At 41.9% G+C, this 21,636-nt stretch carries 16 protein-coding genes; 8 read left to right on the top strand and 8 right to left on the bottom strand.

The window, feature by feature from the left end; genetic code table 11:
* Positions 1 to 20: 20 nt before the first annotated feature.
* Positions 21 to 797, bottom strand: a complete 777-nt coding sequence (locus QAI40_RS06555) for an MBL fold metallo-hydrolase (protein ID WP_299979553.1) — start codon at positions 795 to 797, stop codon at positions 21 to 23.
* 207 nt (positions 798 to 1,004) lie between these two features.
* Between QAI40_RS06555 and QAI40_RS06550 the strand changes: the two genes are divergently transcribed.
* From QAI40_RS06550 to QAI40_RS06540, 3 genes are all read left to right on the top strand, one after another.
* Complete coding sequence (locus QAI40_RS06550; RefSeq protein ID WP_299979550.1) at positions 1,005 to 5,177, top strand: PEP/pyruvate-binding domain-containing protein; 4,173 nt, start codon at positions 1,005 to 1,007, stop codon at positions 5,175 to 5,177.
* Between the two features lie 27 nt (positions 5,178 to 5,204).
* Positions 5,205 to 6,455: a type I glyceraldehyde-3-phosphate dehydrogenase gene (locus QAI40_RS06545; protein WP_299979547.1), complete on the top strand. Its 1,251-nt coding sequence runs from the start codon at positions 5,205 to 5,207 to the stop codon at positions 6,453 to 6,455.
* Positions 6,456 to 6,540: 85 nt separating this feature from the next.
* Positions 6,541 to 7,212 carry a DUF3108 domain-containing protein gene (locus QAI40_RS06540; RefSeq protein WP_299979544.1) on the top strand — a complete coding sequence of 224 codons (672 nt, stop codon included), beginning with the start codon at positions 6,541 to 6,543 and terminating at the stop codon, positions 7,210 to 7,212.
* A gap of 44 nt (positions 7,213 to 7,256) precedes the next feature.
* Here the strand turns inward: QAI40_RS06540 and QAI40_RS06535 are convergent, their stop codons facing one another.
* The 7 genes from QAI40_RS06535 to lnt form a co-directional block, all read right to left on the bottom strand.
* Positions 7,257 to 8,054 (bottom strand): hypothetical protein, encoded by a 798-nt coding sequence (locus QAI40_RS06535; RefSeq protein WP_299979541.1) that lies wholly within the window; start codon positions 8,052 to 8,054, stop codon positions 7,257 to 7,259.
* A gap of 276 nt (positions 8,055 to 8,330) precedes the next feature.
* A complete protein-coding gene (locus QAI40_RS06530; protein ID WP_299979539.1) occupies positions 8,331 to 8,486 on the bottom strand; it encodes a hypothetical protein in 156 nt (51 codons plus the stop codon).
* A gap of 87 nt (positions 8,487 to 8,573) precedes the next feature.
* Positions 8,574 to 10,145: an SDR family NAD(P)-dependent oxidoreductase gene (locus tag QAI40_RS06525; protein ID WP_299979536.1), complete on the bottom strand. Its 1,572-nt coding sequence runs from the start codon at positions 10,143 to 10,145 to the stop codon at positions 8,574 to 8,576.
* 25 nt (positions 10,146 to 10,170) lie between these two features.
* A complete protein-coding gene (locus QAI40_RS06520; RefSeq protein WP_299979533.1) occupies positions 10,171 to 11,574 on the bottom strand; it encodes an amidophosphoribosyltransferase in 1,404 nt (467 codons plus the stop codon).
* Positions 11,575 to 11,742: 168 nt separating this feature from the next.
* Positions 11,743 to 12,339, bottom strand: coding sequence for an HDIG domain-containing metalloprotein (locus QAI40_RS06515; protein ID WP_299979531.1), 597 nt, complete (start codon positions 12,337 to 12,339; stop codon positions 11,743 to 11,745).
* A protein-coding gene (gene prfB, locus QAI40_RS06510) for a peptide chain release factor 2 (protein WP_299979530.1) occupies positions 12,296 to 13,385 on the bottom strand; the annotation gives its coding sequence in 2 pieces (ribosomal slippage) (positions 12,296 to 13,327 and positions 13,329 to 13,385; 1,089 coding nt in all). Before prfB ends, QAI40_RS06515 begins: the two co-directional genes overlap by 44 nt.
* A gap of 11 nt (positions 13,386 to 13,396) precedes the next feature.
* Complete coding sequence (gene lnt, locus QAI40_RS06505; RefSeq protein ID WP_299979527.1) at positions 13,397 to 14,977, bottom strand: apolipoprotein N-acyltransferase; 1,581 nt, start codon at positions 14,975 to 14,977, stop codon at positions 13,397 to 13,399.
* A gap of 249 nt (positions 14,978 to 15,226) precedes the next feature.
* Here lnt and QAI40_RS06500 point away from each other — a divergent pair, with 249 nt between their 5' ends.
* The 5 genes from QAI40_RS06500 to recD2 are packed head-to-tail and all read left to right on the top strand — an operon-like array spanning position 15,227 to position 21,613.
* Complete coding sequence (locus tag QAI40_RS06500) at positions 15,227 to 15,679, top strand: Hsp20/alpha crystallin family protein (RefSeq protein WP_299979524.1); 453 nt, start codon at positions 15,227 to 15,229, stop codon at positions 15,677 to 15,679.
* A gap of 30 nt (positions 15,680 to 15,709) precedes the next feature.
* Entirely contained in the window at positions 15,710 to 18,064 is a 2,355-nt protein-coding gene (gene lon / locus QAI40_RS06495; RefSeq protein WP_299979521.1) for an endopeptidase La, read from the top strand.
* 27 nt (positions 18,065 to 18,091) lie between these two features.
* Positions 18,092 to 18,892, top strand: coding sequence for a septal ring lytic transglycosylase RlpA family protein (locus tag QAI40_RS06490; RefSeq protein WP_299979517.1), 801 nt, complete (start codon positions 18,092 to 18,094; stop codon positions 18,890 to 18,892).
* Positions 18,893 to 18,904: 12 nt separating this feature from the next.
* Positions 18,905 to 19,462, top strand: coding sequence for a D-glycero-beta-D-manno-heptose 1,7-bisphosphate 7-phosphatase (gene gmhB, locus QAI40_RS06485; RefSeq protein ID WP_299979514.1), 558 nt, complete (start codon positions 18,905 to 18,907; stop codon positions 19,460 to 19,462).
* Positions 19,463 to 21,613: an SF1B family DNA helicase RecD2 gene (gene recD2, locus QAI40_RS06480; protein ID WP_299979511.1), complete on the top strand. Its 2,151-nt coding sequence runs from the start codon at positions 19,463 to 19,465 to the stop codon at positions 21,611 to 21,613.
* Positions 21,614 to 21,636 lie beyond the last annotated feature (23 nt).

Below are 21,636 nucleotides of genomic sequence, written 5' to 3'. Positions count from 1 at the left end.
TAAACACCATGTTCAATGGGTTACAGGGATAAGACTTCATTTATTTTTGGAATAATAACGGTTGTGTTTTTATGTTCTTTTTTTATTTTTTCTACAAATGGTCTGATATCGATGGTTTTTGATATGGGAGGGAAAAAATCGTCATGGTGATGGGGAACGACAATCTTGGGGTTGAGATATTTTACATAGTTCAGGCCGATTTGACAAATATCTGAGTGCCCCTGAAATGGAAGCAGCAGGATATCAATTGGTTTCTTTCCAATTTTTTTGAGCTCTTCCGAAGATGATCCGGCACTGCCAAAAAACTGTATAATTTTATCTTCAATGTAAAAGCGCCAGCTTAAAACCTGGCCGCATGGAAATCGTCGAAAAAGAGGAAGGTATTTAAACAAGGCAATGTTTATTTTTAGAAAGGTAGAGACGACAAGTTTTTTGTCAAACCTAATATGTTCACTGAAAAAGGCCTGGGCCGTATAATTTTGCAGGTGGACTGTTTTTTTATCAGTAAGAACGGGATTAATCTGTCGTGTATTTACCTGCTGGTTTTTTAAGAATTTCGCCGCAACTCTTGAGCAATAAATATCGGCGTTTGTCTGTAACGCTATTTGGGGAACGTCCCGGATATGATCAAAATGGCCCTGGGAGATAAAAATTTGGGACGCTTTTTTAATATCAGAAGGCGTTATTTCCTGCTTTGGACAGGATTTTTGATTTCTGGACAGGTAGGGATCAACAAGAAACACATGGTCTCCTGTTTTAAATTCAAATCCTGCAGTTCCAAGCCATTTGAGTTTCATACGTATTTTTTCCAGTTTTAAAAATTTATTATATAAAAATAGAATAAAAATAGAAATAAAAAACGGTAAAAAAAGGCGACAGCCATGGAAGCGGATAAAGAAATATTTAAAACTCATAAAGACCATTGAAAATACCCATCAAAGTGGTAAAATATTCAAGTTTAGACAAAGATGTTTAACCGGTTGTGAATAAAGAAAGGATATTTTGTGAAGTCCAAAGCCCTAGAGGTGAATTTATCCGACACAAAAGTTGATGTTATCATTGACTCAAAATATCAGGTTTTCCTGGATATAGTTTCATCTTATGTCGGGATCTTAAACAGGATGAACATTTTTCTAAAAGAGCTGTCCCATCCCTATAAAAACTGGGAGTTTATCGTCAGCGAAGCCAGGCATTTTTCCCTTCAATATTTCTATTTGTACAAGCCTCATCCAAAAGGGGATAAAGCCATGGAGCTTTTTATTGATATTTTTTTGGAGTCCTTTGAGGCAGATTCAAATTTAAAAGTGAAAACAAGTGCGGCTGATAATTTGATGCTGTTTTTACAGCATATTATCAAAGAAGCTGAACAGGAACTTGATCGGTTTCTTCCGGTTATTGAAAAGGCGGTCGTAAAAATTGAATCCTATGAAGGCAAAGACTTTTATTTTTTTGTCAGATCCTATTACCAGCCGGATAAAATTGCAAGAAACCTGTTAGGCAGCCTTAAGGGTGATGCAGCGATTTTCAAGTCGGTAAACTGCTTTCTGGTAAAATTTTATGAATATTCGTTTGATTACTGGCTGAAACAGGAAGAACCGATTTCCTGGATTGGCCAGAGTATGGATGTAAATCAGCTTGATGATGGGTTAAAGTGTATATTAAAAGAGGTTTCCCATAACAATATATTGAAGTGGCGAAAAACGCTTGAAGGTCTCATTCAAACCTTGAATCAAGAACCCCGAAGAGCAACCCAAAAATTGATACATCTTGTGGGCTACCATGATTTTGTCACCAGGGTTTGGGCAGTACCTCAAAAAATAATGACCGGGAGTGGCGATGACACGGGAGGCTTCCACCTTAAATTGACCTTTCTTTTTTATATTATTCATATTCCGGGACTTTCTACTATCCATGTTCAGGCCCTGCGGGATATTAACAGCACCCTTACTCACCTTATCGGTGATAAGGATTTTAAAAAAGATATCAACATCGTCAACCAGACTTTTTCGCTGCTCAAAGAGCATAAGGGGAAATACCCTGAAACCGTTCTGGACTGTATCCATAAAATCGGGGAGGCAGTTTACAAGACATCGAAAATAGTGCTTATCAACCATTTTATAGACATGGCGGTTGATCATGGATTTCAGTTTCCAATGATTGAAGGGACCGGCGAGGACTGGCAGATAAAGAGCAATTCGGTCCATGTGAAAAACATCCGGGTGTTTCTCGACCTGATCGGGCAGCATCCAAAAAAGTCGAGACGGCTCTTCTCTGCACTGATCATATCGTTGTCCATCGGCGGAATTTTTATCAAGGATACGGATCTGTTCTCAAGAGACATTACAAAATTTTTAAATTCAGATATTGCGCCGGTTTTTAATCTGGTAAAACAGCTTTCAAGGTTATTACCGGCTTTTTTTAATGAAATCGGTGCGGAAGGTCATCTTCGGGATATTTCCACTCGTTTGGACGAGGCCTGTCATAGAAAGGACCGGTTAATCCATTTTTTAAGAAAACAATGCCATATCGAAAGCTCGAGCAGGAGCGTGGATTTTATCCAGGAAGTGATTCTTTTCTGGAAGACCGGGAACAAAAAAAAGCTTGAGTCTTATGTTCCCCCATCAATTTATCAGGAAATTAAAGAGTCAGGACCATTTATTGACGGGCCGAGAATTATTCTCAATCACCTTGAATCAAAGGACATGTCGCTTCCAAAGGACTATTTGATCTATACGGAAGAGGCTATTTTCAATTTGATTAATGAAGTTAATGGGGTTTCAGATCTTGACCGGTCAAGGGTGAAAATGATTTTTGGATTCTACAGGCTCTTAAACCAAAAATACCGAATCGATAACCTGGAATTTAAAAAATATTTGTCCTCGTTCAAGTCTGAAAATTTGCCTGATACCCAAAAGCTTGTTGCTGCGCTTGAAGAGAAAAATCTGGAAAGTAAGATCCTGATTTTTCTTGCCTACATGAAAGAGTTAAAAAAAATAATTCTTTCGGACAGGATATATGAGGCCAATGAGGCGATTTATTATAAACGCCACTTTGCCGTTGATATCCCGTCCATGTACGGCAGTTACAATGAAGCAAAATTTGATGCTCTGGGATTGACTCTGAGGGTTGAAAGCATTCTGAATGTGATGTTCGAAGAACTGATCAACGGCATTGATCTTCAAGTGATCACAAAGGCTACGTTTAAACGGATTTACAGAATCCTGAACCTGTTCAGGACAGCATTCGAACTGGATGGAATTGCATCTGCCCAATTGGATGTCCAGATGGATTTTTTGAAATTCTCCGTGGACATCAGAACCTGTTCATTTACCCAGTATCTGGATATTTTTAAAGGATTTACAAAGGCCATCGCTGATATCATCAATGATCATTTCAACAATATTCATTCCAGTAATTTATTTCAGATAGAATCCAGACTTGGAAAGGATCAGATCCTTAAAAAATATCTGCCCAATGGGTCCAAAAAGCGAAATTCAAAGCTGGATCAGCGAGTGGCCGAGATCTTTTTCATGGACCGGATTGCAACTTCCCTCGGGCTTCAGCAGATGGATGTATTTTTGAACCGGATTTTGCACACCCTGTTTCAGCAATCTGAAAAACTTTCGCAAAGCCATTTAAGCCGGCTGTTAAATTATGATCCCAAATGCTCTGTCATTGAAGTCGGCAGTTCAGATTCCATTGGCAATAATATTATATTTTTGGGGAACAAGGGATTAAACCTGATCAAATTAAAAAAACTAGGAGTAGCAGTCCCGGAAGGATTTATTATTACCACAGAAGTTTTTAAATGTCGTGAAATCATCAATCATTACAAGCCGGCAAACATCAATTTCAAGAAGTATGTGGCAAAGATGGTGGGCAATCTTGAAAAGCACACCCAAAAAAGCTTTGGAGATCCTAAAAATCCGTTGCTGTTATCGGTCAGGAGCGGTTCTTCCATTTCACAGCCAGGGATGCTTGATTCATTTTTGAATGTGGGATTTAACGAGGAAATTGCGGCAAGCATCGCAAAGATAAGCCGAAATCCATGGTTTGCATGGGACAGCTATCGGCGGTTTATTCAAGGATATGGGATGGCTTTTGGGATCAAAAGAGATGAGTTTGATCATATCATTTATTCAAAAAAACAAGAGTATGGTATTGAGCTTAAGCGTTATTTTTCCGGTGACCAGATGAAATCCGTTGCTATTGCCTATAAACAATTATTACTTGATTCCGGGGTTGAACTGATTGAGTCTCCCATTGATCAGTTGTTTCTGGTCATTGATCAGGTTTTTTCCTCCTGGGAATCCAAAAGAGGGAAGGACTATAGGCGAATAATGGGGATATCCGATGACTGGGGTACTGCTGTAACGGTTCAGTCCATGGTATTTGGAAACCTGTCCAGGCAGTCAGGATCAGGTGTTGTGTTCAGCCATAGCCCCAGGCTTCCAGGAGATACGATACGGCTTTGGGGGGATTTTACCATTGGCAATCAGGGAGAAGATGTTGTATCAGGGCTTGTAAAAACCCTTCCTATTTCAGAAGTTCAAAGAGAGCTGGAAGAACGGGATTCAAAGATAAGCCTTGAAGAAAGCTTTCCTCACATATATTTGCAATTGAAAAAAGTGGTGCATCGCCTGGTTTATGATGAGGGATGGAACCCCCAGGAAATCGAGTTTACCTTTGAAGGTGAAACCAGAGAAGATCTTTTTATCCTTCAGGCAAGGGAGATGTCCTTAAGGAGCAGAAAGAAGATTGTGGATTTTGATGCAAAGCCGGAAGTTCTTGAAAAGGCGTATCTTGCTCAGGGGATCGGAGTCAGTGGTGGCGCCATGAGCGGCAGAATAGTTTTTACCCTGGAAGAAATCGAAGCATTTCGGGAGAGTGATCCGGATACCCGATTGATTTTATTAAGGAACGATACAGTACCGGATGATATCCTGGAAATTGATGCGGCTGACGGAATTCTGACGGCCAGGGGAGGACTCACCTCCCATGCTGCGGTGGTGACATATAATCTTGGCAAAACCTGTGTGGTCGGGTGCGAAAATCTTGTTTGCAATGAACCCGAAAAAGAGTGTATGCTCAATGGCGTTAAAATGGTCACTGGTGATTATATCAGTATTAACGGTCAAAAAGGATCAGTATATAAAGGCGCAATTAAAGCCAATTAAATAAAAGACAGTGAAAAGAGGAAATATATGAGTACAAAAGCTTCTAGAACTCTTGGAATTAACGGACTTGGAAGAATAGGAAAGCTTTCTTTATGGCATCATGCCGGTAGAAAGTACTTTGATACGATTGTGATCAATGTGGGCCGTGAGGTGGGCGAATCTTTTCAAGACATTATTCATTATATTGAAAGAGATTCAAGCTACGGGCGACTGGATTCGTTTCTTTATGGATATCAGGCAAAGTCGGTTATCACTGATGTGGATGAGGCCAGCTCGTCCTTGAATATCAATGGTGTAAAAGTAAAGATATTACAAAATTACAGAAATCCAAAAGAGATTGAATGGGCTGAAAATAACGCCAAAATTGTAATGGATACAACCGGCCGGTTTTTAGATCCTTCCCTTGGAGCAGAGGCAGCCAGAGGCTCTATTCGGGGGCATATTCAAGCGGGTGCTCAAAAAGTGATCACTTCTGCCCCTTTTAAACTCAAAGAGGGTGTGACAATGCCTGAAGATGCCGTGACAACCGTCATGGGGATTAATGATGGAGATTATGACCCGCTAACACATAATATTATTTCCAATGCATCCTGTACAACCACCTGTCTGTCCCATATGATAAAGCCGCTGCTGGATTATTTCGGTGTTGAGAGAATCCTTTCCGCGTCCATGGCAACTGTGCATGCTGCCACAGGATCGCAACAGGTGCTGGACCGATTGCCAAAAACAGGTGCCAGGGATCTGAGAAAAAACAGGTCCATCATGAATAACATTATTCTGACCACAACCGGGGCGGCAAAAGCATTACAGCTGGTTATCCCGGAAATGTCGACCATCGGATTTATCGCAGAATCTGTCAGAATCCCTACAGCAACAGGTTCTTTGATTATTCTGGTGATGAATTTCCAGGAAGAACTGAATAAAAAGCCGATTCGAAGGGACATGATTAATTCGATTTATGAAAATGCAGTAAAGGTCAATACAAACGGATACCTGATGTACACGGATAAACAGAATGTCTCCTCTGATATTATCGGAACACCAAGGGCTGCCGCTGTTATTGAAGGCCATGAAACCCATACGCGTACCGGGGCCATTAATATCAACCTTGAACATGTGCGCGGGATTGACAAAAACATACTGGACACGATCAAAGACCAGGTCACCAGTATCCAGGTTACCCAGTCTGTGATTTACGGATGGTATGACAATGAAATGGCAAGCTATGTCAATATACTGGGTGACAGGACGGTATCCATTGCAGAAGCAATGCATTAGAATTTCACGCGCGTATTTTTTTATTATTATTCTGACGGGAGCCTCGTTTTTTTTTACATTTTTCAGCTATGCAGGAGAAAAGGTATTGCCGTTTTTTATTGGTGAAGAAATCAAATACACCGTCAGCTGGGAAATGATCAAGGCTGGAGAAGCAAATTTCAAGGTTCTTCCTTTTACAACTATCGATGGGGAAAAAGCATATCATTTTTTACTTGATGTAAAGTCAAATCGACATATTGATCTGCTTTACAAAATCAGGGACCGGCTGGAAGGATTTACTGATTTAGCGTTCACCCGGTCTCTTTTACACAAGAAGAAACAATCGGGTAAAGATAAAAGAGAGGTGATTGTTCACTTTGACTGGGAAAAGAAAACAGCCGCCTATTCCAACTTCGGCGAAAAAAGAGACCCAATCAAGATTCCTTTGAAGACATTTGGCCCGGTTTCAGCCTTTTATAAAATGCGAACCTTAGATTTTAAAGCCGATCAGAACCTGTCCTTCCCGGTGACGGATGGGAAAAAATATTTCATGCAAAAAGCCAGGGTGATTAAAAAAGAAAAAATCACCGTACCCTCGGGAACCTTTGATACGTATCTGCTTGTCCCTCAGATCAATCATTTTTCAGGCGTGTTTAAAAAGAGTGAAAATCCCACGGTAAAACTCTGGGTCACGGCAGATGATAGAAAGATCCCCGTGAGAATAAAGGTAAAAGTGTTTATCGGAAGTGTTATCTTTGATCTTGTTTCAGTGAACTGACCCCTTCTTGAGTTCCAATGTATCGAACTATGCATTTAAAGTCTTTACCCGATATTTTCATCTAGATCCAAGTCGGGATATAATTTTTTTGCACATTCTGGACAGATCCCATGGCTGAATTCTGCTTCTGAATGTTTTTGTATATAAGATTCGATTTGATTCCAGTATCCAGAATCATCTCTGATTTTTTTACAGGATGCACAGATCGGGATCATCCCGCTCAAAGTCTTAATTTTTGTAAATGCAGCTTCAAGTTCGATTTTCTGATTCTGTAATCGTTCATAAAAATGTTGCCGAAGGGATTCGAACAGCCATGAGAAAAAGGTAACAACCAACATGGAAATGATAAACCGTGTCTTGAAGTCGGTGGAATAATCAAAAACATTTAATACTCCTGGGAATTGTATCATCGCAAAAGCCGTTCCCATCATCAAACCGCTCCAGACAATTCCTTCCTTACTGCCTAAAAGAAACAAGGCTGTCATTGGATATATATACAGCCATAAAATGTCTGCTCCATTGTATAATCCCGATGCAACATTGTATAAAAAAAGAAACGTGATAGCTGTTGTGGCTATTCGATATGGAGTTTCGTCATTTTCTGCTTTTCTTAGAATCTGAAAAACTACAATAAGGATTCCAGCAGTTAGAAAGTTAGCCCATGCATCTTTCAAACCTCCGCCAATCATTAGATGAGAAAAACCGAATGCAAGGAGTAGCGGTACAGCAACAGATGTGGCTGTAAGGAAATATACCCGTTTCCGCTTGTTTTCATTGTTTAATTTTGAGTTTTTATTCGTTGGAAAATATAATTCTTGAAAAATCTTCGAAATTGTTTTCATTGTATTCCTTGTTTTAATTCTTCATAACTCCCCAAACATTCAACAAATCGCATAATATCTTTGAGACCTGTCGAAGCATGTAGTAGACCTTTTATAATTCAGATACGAAATTCAAATTTAATTTTTGTGTCCATCCATATACGGCTTCATATTTAAAGCAAAAGATGAATGAATATCTATGGTCTTGTTGTACGGTGGACTCCAAAGTCTGAACATCTTCAATGCTGAAATAAGAGCGTAAGCTCAAGAAGTGTTTTTATTTCATCAACTTTTAAACTAATATTTCATCAAAATCAATCCCCCGTTTGCATTTTTTTGTTTTTTAATATCAAGCTGATTTTCAACAATAAGATTGACATGTTCATAAACAAGCCTCGCACTTACTTTGGCGACAAAAGTTCCGAGTACTGCTATTGAAGAGATCTTGTCCATTGGACAACCTTTTTATTAAACTGAAATTTCACCAAAATTAAAGTAGAAAAAAATTCGCAATATAAGTATTCTTATGCTGCCCGCCGCCTACCAGTCGATGGGGAAATAATCCTTTAAAAATTTGCCGCACCAGTGTTTTTTGGTCAGGATGCCGTGGAAAAACGGGTCACAGATCCTTGCCGCTCCATCCACAATATCAAGCGGTGGCTGGAAATCATGGCGGTCCTGTTTGAGCGTGGCCAGGATGGCAGGATCCTCATCCGTGACCCAGCCTGTGTCCACGGCATTCATAAAAATTCCGTATTTGGCCAGATCACTGGCTGCGGTATGGGTGAGCATGTTCAGGGAGGCCTTGGCCATATTGGTATGGGGGTGGCGACTGCCTTTTTTAAATCTCAGAAACTTGCCTTCCATGGCCGAGACATTGACAATGTGTTTTTGTCCTGTGTAATTTTGTTTCATCAAATCCGCCAGCCTATTGCACAAGACAAAAGGAGCCACGGAATTGACCAGCTGGATCTCCAGCATTTCCGAGGTCTGGATCTCCCCCAGCCTCAGCCGCCAGGAATTGGTTTTCCTAAGGTCCACCTGCTGGAGGTCGGCATCCAGTTTTTCTGCGGGAAAGACCTCGGGCACATCCAGGGAATGGTCATAGGAATAGGGAATCTGGGACAGATGGGCGGACATGCGCAATCCCACCCCCGGGGCTGTGCCGTTCCAGGTGACGGGCATGGCTTTTTCTGTGCCCACATTTTTTGCCTGCCCGTATTCCAGCCGGGAAAGACAGGTCTGGTACTGTCCTAAAAGGGTCTGGGCATCCATTGGCAAGTCAGCCACCGGTCTTGTTTCATTTTCCATGAGATGGGCGTAAAACCCGGGCGGCCGCCGGACGGTCTGGGCAGCATTGTTGATGAGAATATCCAGGCGCTGATAGGTTTCCCTGATATAATCGGTAAAAAGCTCTACACTGGGGGTGTGGCGAAGATCCAGCCCGTAAATCTGGAGCCTTTGGCCCCAGTCGGAAAAGTCCGGTTCCCTGGAAAATCGTAAGGCTGAGTCCTTGGGAAAACGGGTGGTGGCAATCACCCTTGCACCGGCCTTAAGCATCATCAAGGTGGCCTGGTATCCGATCTTGAGCCGGGAGCCTGTGATCAAGGCCACCTGTCCTTTTAAGGAGGTAGCCTGGAAGCGTTTCTGATAATTTAAGGCTGCACATTCCGGGCACATGGTGTCATAGAAATGATGGAGCTGCGTAAATTCGGCTTTGCACACATAGCAGTTGCGCGGTGTTTCCAGTCTTTGTGTGTTATCTTGTTTGTCGGTTTCTCTGTTGTCAAATGAAATTTGCCGGGGAGCGGTAAAGACATCGGTTTCCCTGGCCCTCCGGATTCCTGTGGCCGCCCTCAGTCGGCGTTCTTTTTTCACAATGGCCAACCGTTTTTGCTGCTTTCTGTCCTTGTTCCGCTTTTTAATTTCCTCTTTGTCTGGCCGGGATATTTTTCCGGCCGCAGTGATCAGAGCAATCCGTTCGGACTCCGGCAAGTACGCCAGAAGTTCGGATCGGTCCGCAATCTTTTCCAGAAGGGGAATACAATCGTGTATGGCCGTCAGGGTGTCTTGTTTGTCGCCAATCTTTGTATCTGTACTGATGCTACTCACCTTATTTTATATCCTTGTTCCTGTATTAAAAATAACCTGATCCATCCCAGCAATGTGTGCAAAGTCTGTTTTTTGGAAGACCGATGGCCTTGACCAGGTTATCCAGTTTCTGGTACCGGATGCTGGTAAGCATTAACCGGTCTATGATTCTGCCGAGCATGGCCGAATGTTTTTCCGATCCATCCATGGCATAGTCTGTCAGATCCGTATCTTCGATTCCTTCAATTTCGTAAATGGCTTTCCGGCCAGCCAGGTCAAGGGTTGACCGGGATGTTGAAAAATTTAAGAATTCACAGGGATAGATGAGGCATGGGCAGGCAATTCTCATATGAACTTCTTTTGCACCGTATTCATATAAAATTTGGGTATTATCCTTTAGCTGGGTCCCCCTTACGACTGAATCGTCGCAGAATATGATACGCTTTCCCTGGATAATTTCTTTGACAGGAATCAGCTTCATCCGGGCCACAAGATCCCTCATTTCCTGGCTCTGGGGCATGAAGCTTCTGGGCCAGGTAGGCGTATATTTCACATAGGGTCTCATGTAGGGGAGGTGGCTTTCGTTGGCAAACCCTATGGCATGTCCAATACCGGAGTCAGGGATACCCGCTACGAAATCCGCTTTTTCTGTTTCCCTTTTTGCGAGAGCTGCCCCACATTTATACCGGACCTGTTCCGTATTGATCCCTTCATAGGACGATACCGGATATCCGTAGTACACCCATAAAAATGAGCAGATCTGCATGGCTTCACCTGGCGGCTGAACCTGTTCGATACCCTCGGGTGTTATCAGGATAATTTCATTGGGACCAATATAGTGTTCGACTTCAAAACCGAGATTTGAAAACGCATTGGATTCGGAGCTCGCTGCATAGGCGTCCTCACGCTTCCCTATCACAATGGGGGTTCTCCCCAACCGATCTCTGGCAGCATAGATCCCGGAATCTGTTAAAATCAGCATAGAGCAGGACCCTTTGATCTTTGTCTGGGCGTTTAAAATTCCTTCCTCAAAAGATCCTTTCTGACAAATCAGAATTGCCACAAGCTCTGTAGGGTTGATCTCGCCCTGGCTTGTTTCAGCAAAGTGAATATTTTTCGAAAATGCTTCCTGGGCGAGGATTTCAAGATTTGAAATTTTACCGACAGTGACTACAGCAAATTTTCCAAGGTGGGAATGAATAATAATAGGCTGGGAATCTGTATCGCTAATAATTCCTATCCCCATATTCCCGACCAGGCTGTCAATATCCGGCTCAAATTTTGATCTGAAATACGCATTTTCAAGATTATGAATTGATCGATAAAATTCTTTTTTATCCACACTAGCCAAACCACCGCGTTTGGTTCCCAGATGTGACAGATAATCTGTTCCGTAAAAAAGTTCTTTATTACATGCTTTTTTAGAAGCGCAACCGAAAAAACCGCCCATAATATCTCTCTTCCATTTTTTAAAAGTTGATCATCTCCCCGTTCCATACCAAATACGATCAATTAATAATAATTATTTAAGATGTCAAACAAATAAAAGGGTTTTCTGTTTTAAAGGAGACCGGGAAATTCCTTCTTAGAGGCAATTGCAAGCTGAAGGGACTGATGATTACAACTTGAATTCTTCAGCCCAGCCTGAAAATCTTTGTGCATGATTTTTGTTTATTTTTTCGAGTTCTTCAATGATTTGAATCGTGGTTATTTTTTTATCGGCATGTTTCGGATTTTTAGAGTGATATTTGTCTGCAGCACAGATAATTTTTTCTTCGAGGCTGATGGGTACCATATCTCTTTTGGGCAGCGGAAGGCCGTTTGATATGATATTTTCTTTTGTAATTCCCGCACCCGTATGCCGCTCACAGACAAGGCCGTATTCAGGGGTTAGTCCCTGTTCATCCAGAAGCATTCGCCCGAGGTATCCATGACAGATATAAGGCGCTTCACCATTACAACCAATAGATTCTGCCCGGGTCAGATAGATGCCGATATCATGCAGCATGGCAGCATCTTTAATAAAGTCAAGATCCGGGTTCAGATGAATCAGATTGCGGGCGATTTCAAGACTTTTTTTAGTGACAATTTGACTGTGCTCAACAAGAACCTGGTGAAGTTTTGTACCGGGCGTATAAAATCTTTCAATGATGAAGAGCGGGTCCATTTTTTTATGAGAGTAAAACTCCTTCAATAAAAAGGTCCAGGTCGCCATTTAGAACCCTGTCCACGTCACCCATTTCAAAATCCGTTCGATGATCTTTAACCATCCTGTAGGGGTGAAGAACATAGGATCTGATCTGGCTTCCCCAGGCAATATCATCTTTACCATCGTGAAGAGTTTGCATTTTTTTATTCTGTTTTTCCTTTTCAATCTGGTAAAGCCTTGATTTTAAAACCTTAAATGCAATCTCTTTGTTGCGGTGCTGAGAGGATTCCTGCTGGCACTGAGCCACCACTCCAGTGGGAAGATGGGTGATTCTGACCGCGCTGCTGGTTTTGTTCACATGCTGTCCACCGGCACCACTGGCCCGGTACACATCAATTCTCAGATCTGATTCATCAATGTCGATTTTAATTTCATCTTTTATTTCAGGATAGACAAATACGGATGCAAATGATGTATGGCGTTTTCCACTCGCATTATAGGGTGAAATCCTGACAAGGCGGTGAACTCCGGATTCAACTTTCATAAACCCGTAGCAGTTTTCCCCGGAAACGCGAAGGGTTGCCCCTTTAATTCCGGCCTCCTCCCCTTGCTGATAATCAATGATTTGATATTTATATCCTTTTTTATCAATCCATCGGGTGTACATGCGAAACAGCATTTCAGCCCAATCCTGGGAATCTGTTCCACCGGCACCGGCATTGATGGAAACAAGGGCATCTCTTGCATCGTCTTCACCGTCAAGGGTGATCTGAATAGAGAATTTTTTAATTTTTTTCTCAAGTGCTGATAAAAGGACAGCCACTTCCTTTTCACTCTCTTTATCCGATTCTTCATGGGCAAGTTCCAGAAGGACTTCCGCATCTTCAATGTCTTTGTAAATGCTTTCCCAGGTTTCCAGAAGATTTGAAAGAGAAGTTCTCTCTTTTAAAAGACCGGTGGCTTTATCTGAGTCGTTCCAGAACTCTTTTTGGGAGATAATATGTTCAAGTTCGCGTAGGCGCTTTTGTTTTACAGGGAGGTCAAAGATACTCCTTGAGTTTTTCGGCTTTGGTATATATGGCTTGGATATTTTGTTTTAATTCCGAATTCATTTTGATTTCTCCTAAACTTTTTTTCTAAACCCTTTTAACATAAAAGCAAAGCAGATTGCAACGATTGAACTGATGGCAAAAATATCCCCATATTTTGTATAGAAACTGATTTGTTTTAGGACAGGGACTTGTCGAGTAATGGCCTGGTCTGTGAACAAGGAGGTTGTTTCAAGAATTTTCCCCTTTGGATCGATGAAGCCTGAAATCCCTGTGTTCGCAGCTCTTGCTATGGTTCTGCGGCTCTCAACAGATCGGAATACAGCAATGGAAAAATGCTGCTGAGCAGCCGATGTATGCCCAAACCAGGCATCGTTGGTAATTGTGGTGAGGATATCAGCCCCGTTTTTTACAAATTTGGATGCAATGGATGGAAATAGAATTTCAAAGCAGATGAGCACCCCTGTTTTGTGTGTGACCTTCAGGTTATGATTATTGAATTCCAGGGGTTTAAATGTTTTATCGCCAATGGAAAAGTTTCCTGCCTGGGCAGTGATTTTCCCTAAAAATGTCAGATAGTCCCCCAGGGGAACATATTCTCCGAACGGTACCAGGTGGTGTTTATCATAGGTTCCTGTAACAATGGAAAACCGGTTCAGCATGTAAGCCCGATTGTAAAACTTGATCTGATTTTCATCAGACTTGAATGCAGGGCTTCCGATCAGAAAGTTTGTTTTTAATGACCGCACACATTGATCCACCTGGTTTGACAACTGCCTGTCAAACCCGTAATAAAATGGCAGAGCAGTTTCCGGCCATATCACAAGGTCAGCCTTTTTTGAACCAGTCCTTTTGGATTCAGCACGGGAAAGAAGGATATATTTTTCTATAGTCCGGGTCTTAAATGCATCATTCCATTTCAAATCCTGTTTAATATTGCCCTGAACAATAGAAATGGTTGTTTTTTGTGCCGCTTCAATTTGAGAATCAACGGAGTTGATTTTTTGGCTGCCATAAAAAAGAGCTCCTGCAATCAGGATGATAGTATAAATAACCGGGAGGAATATTTTTTTTTGCAGATTTTTTTTGACCACCGTCATCCAGATGACTGCCAGAAGATAATTGATGAGAACAATGAGAAAGGATACCCCATAAACTCCTGAAAAATCAGCAATTTGAATCAATGAAAGATTTAAATACTGGCTGTATCCCAAAATCCCCCATGAAAAACCTGTGAATGCATATGTTCTGATATACTCAAGACCTGTCCAGAGACAGGATGCAAATATTGGAGCAAAACAGGATTTCTGATCTATTTTTTTTAAAAGAAAGGCAAAAATCGCCGGATATAGAGCAAGGTAGAAACATAAAAGGATGAGTGTGGAAATTGCAAGAACCGGGTGAAGTCCGCCATATACATGTATGGTCGGGACAACCCAATAAATAAGGGTTAAAAAAAAGAAAAATCCTGCAATAAAACCGCTATAAAAAGACTCTTTTGATGTCATCGACCGGATGGATACAAGCCACGGAATCAGGGCAAAAAAAGCAAGGAATGAGAGTCCTGTCTTGGGGAAAGAGAGCGTTAAAGCCGTGCCGCTTATCAATGCGGGAAAGTATTTGAGCAAAAAAATATTATTATTTTTAACAGTCATTATTTTCTTGCCGTAATATTGTTAAAAAAAGTTTGCTATACTTAACAGTTAAATAAAAAAAATATATAGTATAGAAAATGCATTTACCATTCACAGGAACTCATTTCAATATATTTTATTATTTAAAGGGCAGGCCCGCATGTTTTTTGTGAAATAGTCTTTATAATACAGCTTTACAATATCTGACTCAAATGGTATTCTCATCGAATCATCAGATGATCGATTTAACAGCATCATCAGGAGTTTTATATGAAACACATAAAAATTCGGTTTGGAGATAATATTGAAACACAATCTACTGAAGAAAAATCTTTTGAAGAGATGTTTCATTCTGTCAATCCCATGTTCTGTTTTTCAAAACGGGTATGGAAACCTCAGATGGATATATTTGAAACAAGAAGTGAGATTATTATCCAGGCTGAGATAGCAGGTGTAAGAAAAGAAGATATTGTTATTGAAGTGAGTAACAAAGCCGTCAAGATGTCAGGAAGCAGGAAAAGTAATCATCAGGACCAGACAGCCACATACAGGCTTGCAGAAATACAATTCGGACAGTTTGAGCGAGTCCTGTATCTGCCAAATATTATTGATGTCGAAAAAGTATCCGCCACATTTTTAAATGGATTTTTGGAGCTTACTTTGGGAAAACTGTTCAGTAAAAATATTAAGAGCAAACGAAATGTTTCCCTGGATTTCATTTAAGCCATAGATTCCAAAAGGAACCAGACTATAATGGATGATCTCAGGCATCCTCCACGCAATATAACATCAGATAATATCCCGGACATCATTCCCATTCTTCCCATTGTTGACACCAATCTTTTCCCTAAAATGGTGTTGCCCCTGGTATTGATTCAAAACGAAGCGGTCGAGCTGATTGATGAGGCCATGTCCGGAAACCGAATGCTGGGACTGCTATTATCCAAGCGATCTGATATTGATTCCAAACATACGGCAGACGATCTTTATCGGATCGGCACAGTGGCCGTTATTTTAAAAATGTCCAAAATGGAAGATGATAAAGCCCAGCTTTTAATACAGGGATTAAACCGTTTCAGGGTCATAAAGTTCCTCCAGGACAAAAAATATATGCAGGCCAAAATTGGTGTCATGGAAAGCAAAAATGCTGGCAAAAACAAAGAAAACAGAGCTTTGATGGCCAATATTATTGAACAGTATAAGAAAATTGTAGAGCTGTCTCCGGGGCTTCCCTCAGAAATGGGTCATATGATCAAATCATTGCAGGAACCCAATGTTCTTGCGGATATGGTGGCCTCCACCATCAATGCTCCTGTCAAAGAAAAGCAGAAAGTTATCGAACTTTTGGATGTCACTAAACGCTTGAAAAAAGTGACCCGGCTGGTAAATGACCAATTGGAGATCCTTGAAATGGGCTCCAAAATCCAGAGCCAGGTAAAAGAAGATATGGATAAGCAGCAGCGGGAATACTATCTTCGTCAGCAGTTGAAAGCCATAAAGGAAGAACTGGGTGAAACAGAAGACGAAAGTGTTGAGATAAAAGAATACCAGGCTATAATTAAAGAAAAGAAGTTGCCGCAAGAGGCACAGAAAGAAGCGGAACGGGAGTTGCGGCGCCTGTCAAGAATGCATCCGTCATCTTCTGAATATGTAGTGGCTTCAACCTATATGGATTGGCTGACATCATTACCCTGGAATAAGAGATCTAAAGACAATCTCGACATTAAAGAGGCAAGAAGAATACTGAACAATGATCATTATGGCCTTGAAAAGCCCAAAAAAAGAATTCTTGAATATCTGGCTGTTCGAAAATTGAAAGATGACTCCAAAGGCCCGATTCTCTGTTTTGCAGGCCCTCCCGGAACTGGAAAAACATCCCTTGGCAGATCCATTGCGAGAGCCCTGGGCAGACAGTTTGTCAGAATTTCCCTGGGCGGGGTTCGTGATGAAGCTGAAATCAGGGGCCATAGAAGGACCTATGTGGGTGCGCTTCCGGGAAGGATTATTCAGCATTTGAGAAAAGCCGGCACAAAAAATCCCGTGTTCATGCTGGATGAAATAGACAAGATGGATTCATCCTATCATGGCGATCCTTCTTCCGCCCTCCTGGAGGTCCTGGACCCGGAGCAGAACTTCTCGTTTTCAGATCACTACCTGAATGTGTCTTTTGATCTTTCCGATGTAATGTTTTTAACCACAGCAAATGTACTTCATACGATTCCTGCACCCCTGCGGGACAGGATAGAAATTTTGGAACTGAGCGGTTATACGGAAGAAGAAAAATTAAAAATTGCCACACGATATTTGATTCCCAGGCAAAGGGAAGCCAACGGCCTTAATGCGACCCAGATTAAAATTACGTCCGGTGCGGTTAAAAAGATCATTTCAGGATATACAAGGGAATCCGGCTTAAGAAATCTGGAGAGGCATATCGGATCTGTGTGCAGGGGGGTTGCAAGCAAGATTGCTGAAGGAGAAGCCAACATCCTGGTTGTGGGACAAAAAGATCTGCATGAATATTTGGGGCCAGCCCCCAATATGCCGGATCTGGTCTTGAGGATAGAGAAGCCCGGGGTAGTTATCGGGCTTGCTTGGACACCCTATGGCGGAGAGATTCTTTTTATTGAGGCTGTGGCCATGAAAGGCGGAAAAGGGCTTACCTTAACAGGACAGCTTGGGGATGTCATGAAGGAATCTGCCAGCACGGCCTTAAGTTTTATCCGGGCCAACGCAAAAAAATTAAAAGTGGATGAATCTTTTTTTGGCAATCATGATCTCCATATCCATGTGCCTGAAGGATCTATCCCCAAAGACGGTCCTTCTGCCGGTGTGGCCATGTTGACCTGTCTTACTTCTTTGATGACGGGACGGCTTGTGAAAAAGCGTCTGGCCATGAGTGGAGAGATTACGCTTAGAGGAGAAATTCTGCCGGTGGGCGGAATAAAGGAAAAGGTTATCGCAGCACACAGGGCAGGAATCAAGAAGCTTATCCTGCCGTTATGGAATCAAAAAGATATGGAGGACGTGCCGGATTATATAAGAGATTCCATTGATTTTTATTTTGTTGATAAAATGAAAGATGTATTAGAATTAGCGCTTGACCGATAATGTTGGATATTATGGAGTAATCTTTGTATGTTCAGAACCCAGATCATGATATTGTTTTCACTGGCCCTTTTCGGTTGCGCAAGCACTCTTGATACCCCATATAAGAAAGCCCATATCCCGCCCTCGAAATCATCAACATATAAAACAAGTCCATCGGTATCCACCGGACAAAAAAGCCCTGCAACTCAGAGGCCCTATAAAATAAAAGGGGTTCAATATACTCCGATTGCCAGTGCCACCGGATTTGTCCAGACCGGGATTTCATCCTGGTACGGCAAAAAGTTTCATGGAAGAAAAACTTCCAATGGTGAAATTTACAACATGCACGCCATGACGGCCGCTCATAAAACACTACCCATGAATACCTGGGTCAGTGTCCATAATCTTGAAAACAACCGGAAGATTGTGGTGAGGATTAATGACCGCGGCCCGTTTGTTTATAGGAGGATCATAGACCTTTCTTACACCGGGGCAAAACGTATCGGGATCGCAGGCTCCGGAACAGCAAAGGTAAGGGTAACCGCCCTTGGAAGGGCCACATCATATTCCAAGAAAACAAAAGATCCTATTGCCTTTAAACCCGTTGATTACTGGAAAGGCAACCTCACGATCCAGGTGGGGGCATTCCAGATCAAAGCCAATGCAGAAAAATACCGGTATAAATTATCAAAAACTTATCAAAACGCCCATATTACTACTTTTACGGACGACCGGGGGACGTTTTACCGGGTGAGAATCGGCAGGTTTACCAATTTGAAGGATGCCATAAGGTTCAGTGAAAAAATCATCGCACAAGGCTTTGGCAGTGCCTTTGCAGTTGCAGAATAAAGAAAATAAATTATGGGATATATCGTTTTTCTGGATCGGGATGGAGTCATTAATATAGATTCTTCTGAATATGTTAAAAATGAATCAGAGTTTGAGTTTATCCCCAAAAGTCCTGAGGCGATCGCCCTTCTTTGTAAAAATGGTTTTCATGTCATTGTGATCACCAATCAGTCTTTGATCGGCAGAAAGATGGCCACCCGGAAAGCTTTGGATATTATTTTTAAAAAAATGAAAGATGGTGTTAAAAAGGCGGGTGGAGACATCAAAGATGTTTTCTTTTGTCCCCATACCCCGGAAGAGTGTTGTTCCTGTAGAAAGCCAAAACCAGGGCTGATCCTTGAGGCCCAAAAAAAATACCGGATTGATCTTGCTCGCTCCTGCATGGTGGGGGACAGTGCAAAAGATATTGAATGCGCACGCAATGCAGGATGCTCGAAATCTTTGCTGGTCAAAACAGGCAATGGATTAAAGGCAGAGCACCAGCTTTATCAAAAAGGCATCACGCCTGATTTTATCGGATCGGATCTTTATGAAACCGCCCTTTGGATCATCAAGAATGTGAAGATTTAGATGATCACCATCAAAGGCATTTTAGACCGACTGACCTATCAGAATCAGGACAACCATTATACGGTTGCGAAACTTCGGATCGCTAAAATCAGTGATCCTGTCACCATTGTGGGTCATCTTGCCGGGGTGTTTGAAGGTGAAAGCCTTGAGGTCTCAGGGAAATGGACCACGCACCCCAAATATGGAGACCAGTTTAAAGCAGAAGTTTATAAGGTTGTTTTGCCTGCCACGGTTTCAGGGATTCGTAAATATCTTGGCTCGGGCATGATTAAAGGAATCGGTAAATCACTGGCCGATAAAATAGTGGATCAGTTTGAAGAAAGAACTCTGGATATCTTTGAAAACGAACCTGAGAAACTAAAAAAAATTTACGGAATCGGAGAGGCCAAGAAAAAACTCATTGAGCAGGCCTGGAACAAGCACCATGCAGTTAGAAGGGTTATGCAATTCCTCCAGGAAAATGATGTGGGCGTGTATCATGCCGCCACTATTCTTCAAATCTATGGTCCTGAAACTCTGAACATTTTGCAGCAGAATCCTTATGCCATTGCAAAGGATCTTCCCGGGATCGGGTTTGCCATAGCAGACATGATTGCCATGAAAGCAGGGGGCAAAAAAGATGATGAAAACCGTCTTCAGGCCTGCCTGGTCCACACGATTTTGTTATCTGAAAAAGAGGGGCATGTTTATACATTAAAAAAAGAATTGTTCAAATTATGTTCAAAAACATCAGGTGTGGAACCGGATAAATTTGAGCAGGCGCTGGAAGCATTGATTGATTTGGAGGAAGTAAGGACGGAACCGGATGAAGATGATATAAAAGTTTATCTTTCAAGGCTTTACAGGGCTGAATCAGGTATTGCATCAAGGATGAAAGCCATTTTATCCATGTCTGTAATTTCTCGGCAAATCAACAAAGATCAAATCCTTGAAAAAGTGCTGATAAATCTTGCCATAAAATTATCCACAGAACAATTGAGTGTTGTCAATAATGTATTGCATGAAAAAATTGTTGTGATCACAGGGGGGCCGGGAACCGGAAAAACAACCCTGATACGGGCATTGTGTGCGGTCTACAGATGGCAGGATCTAAAGGTGGCGTTGAGTGCCCCCACAGGAAGGGCTGCCAGGCGCCTTTCCGAAGTAACAGGAAAAAAGGCCTTTACCCTGCACAAGCTTTTGGGATTTGACTATGAAAACCAGACATTTGAGAGAAATTTTGCCAATCCCCTTGAGTTGGATGTGTTGGTTGTGGATGAAGCCTCAATGGTGGATACCCTGCTCATGTACCGGCTCATTGAAGCCATGCCGGTAAGTGCAAACCTGATACTTGTGGGCGATACATTCCAGCTTCCTTCTGTGGGCCCCGGCAATGTATTGTCTGATATTATTGAATCTGATCGAGTAAAAGTCTTCTCTTTAACAAATATATTCAGGCAGGCCAAGGAAAGCCCTATTATCATGTATGCCCACAAAATCCGGAACGGAGAGATGCCGGATTTTCAGAAAGCTAAGTCGGGTGAATTGTCAGAATTTTATTTTATTGAGAACCGGGAATCTGAAAAAGTGGTGGAGACCATCCTCGAGCTTTGTTCAAAACGGGTGCCCAAAGCATTTCCCCACATTGATGAAATACAGGTCTTAACTCCCATGCATCGGGGGCAGGCCGGTACCATTAATCTGAACCAGCAGCTTCAAAGGGTATTAAATCAATCCAGGGGCGGCATAGAGGCCGGGGGCATCATATTTAAACCCAATGACAAGGTCATGCATCTGAAAAACAATTATGAAAAAGATGTGTTTAACGGGGATATCGGTATCGTTCATGAAGTCATTAAATCCAAAAGCCGTGTTCTGGTGGATTATGACGGCCGCATCGTTGAATATGATATCCTGGAACTGGATGAACTCACCCTGGCCTATACCATATCCGTCCACAAATCCCAGGGCAGTGAGTATGCAGCTGTCATTGTTGCACTGACAACCGCCCATTTTCCCCTGTTGCAAAGAAATCTTTTATACACGGCCATGACCCGGGGGAAAAACCTGGTGATCATTGTAGGGTCTTCAAAAGCCCTTAAGATGGCGCTGAATAATAATAAAACCGCTTTACGTCTCTCAGGCCTTAAACAAAAATTGATGTCCCCGTGATATCGGTGAAAGTAGTAATATGG

This window comes from Desulfobacula sp., from assembly GCF_030611305.1.
Lineage (GTDB): Bacteria > Desulfobacterota > Desulfobacteria > Desulfobacterales > Desulfobacteraceae > Desulfobacula.
Note: the sequence above shows the minus strand (reverse complement) of the source record. Positions and strands in the feature narration are given on the sequence as shown.

Excerpts from the sequence above, each read along its gene's own strand:
- QAI40_RS06515 (WP_299979531.1), bottom strand. The coding sequence starts at position 12,339 with ATGGCGACCTGGACCTTTTTATTGAAGGAGTTTTACTCTCATAAAAAA.
- QAI40_RS06555 (WP_299979553.1), bottom strand. The coding sequence starts at position 797 with ATGAAACTCAAATGGCTTGGAACTGCAGGATTTGAATTTAAAACAGGA.
- QAI40_RS06520 (WP_299979533.1), bottom strand. The coding sequence starts at position 11,574 with ATGGGCGGTTTTTTCGGTTGCGCTTCTAAAAAAGCATGTAATAAAGAA.
- lnt (WP_299979527.1), bottom strand. The coding sequence starts at position 14,977 with ATGACTGTTAAAAATAATAATATTTTTTTGCTCAAATACTTTCCCGCA.
- lon (WP_299979521.1), top strand. The coding sequence starts at position 15,710 with ATGGATGATCTCAGGCATCCTCCACGCAATATAACATCAGATAATATC.
- QAI40_RS06535 (WP_299979541.1), bottom strand. The coding sequence starts at position 8,054 with ATGAAAACAATTTCGAAGATTTTTCAAGAATTATATTTTCCAACGAAT.
- QAI40_RS06530 (WP_299979539.1), bottom strand. The coding sequence starts at position 8,486 with ATGGACAAGATCTCTTCAATAGCAGTACTCGGAACTTTTGTCGCCAAA.
- QAI40_RS06545 (WP_299979547.1), top strand. The coding sequence starts at position 5,205 with ATGAGTACAAAAGCTTCTAGAACTCTTGGAATTAACGGACTTGGAAGA.
- recD2 (WP_299979511.1), top strand. The coding sequence starts at position 19,463 with ATGATCACCATCAAAGGCATTTTAGACCGACTGACCTATCAGAATCAG.
- QAI40_RS06500 (WP_299979524.1), top strand. The coding sequence starts at position 15,227 with ATGAAACACATAAAAATTCGGTTTGGAGATAATATTGAAACACAATCT.
- gmhB (WP_299979514.1), top strand. The coding sequence starts at position 18,905 with ATGGGATATATCGTTTTTCTGGATCGGGATGGAGTCATTAATATAGAT.
- QAI40_RS06490 (WP_299979517.1), top strand. The coding sequence starts at position 18,092 with ATGTTCAGAACCCAGATCATGATATTGTTTTCACTGGCCCTTTTCGGT.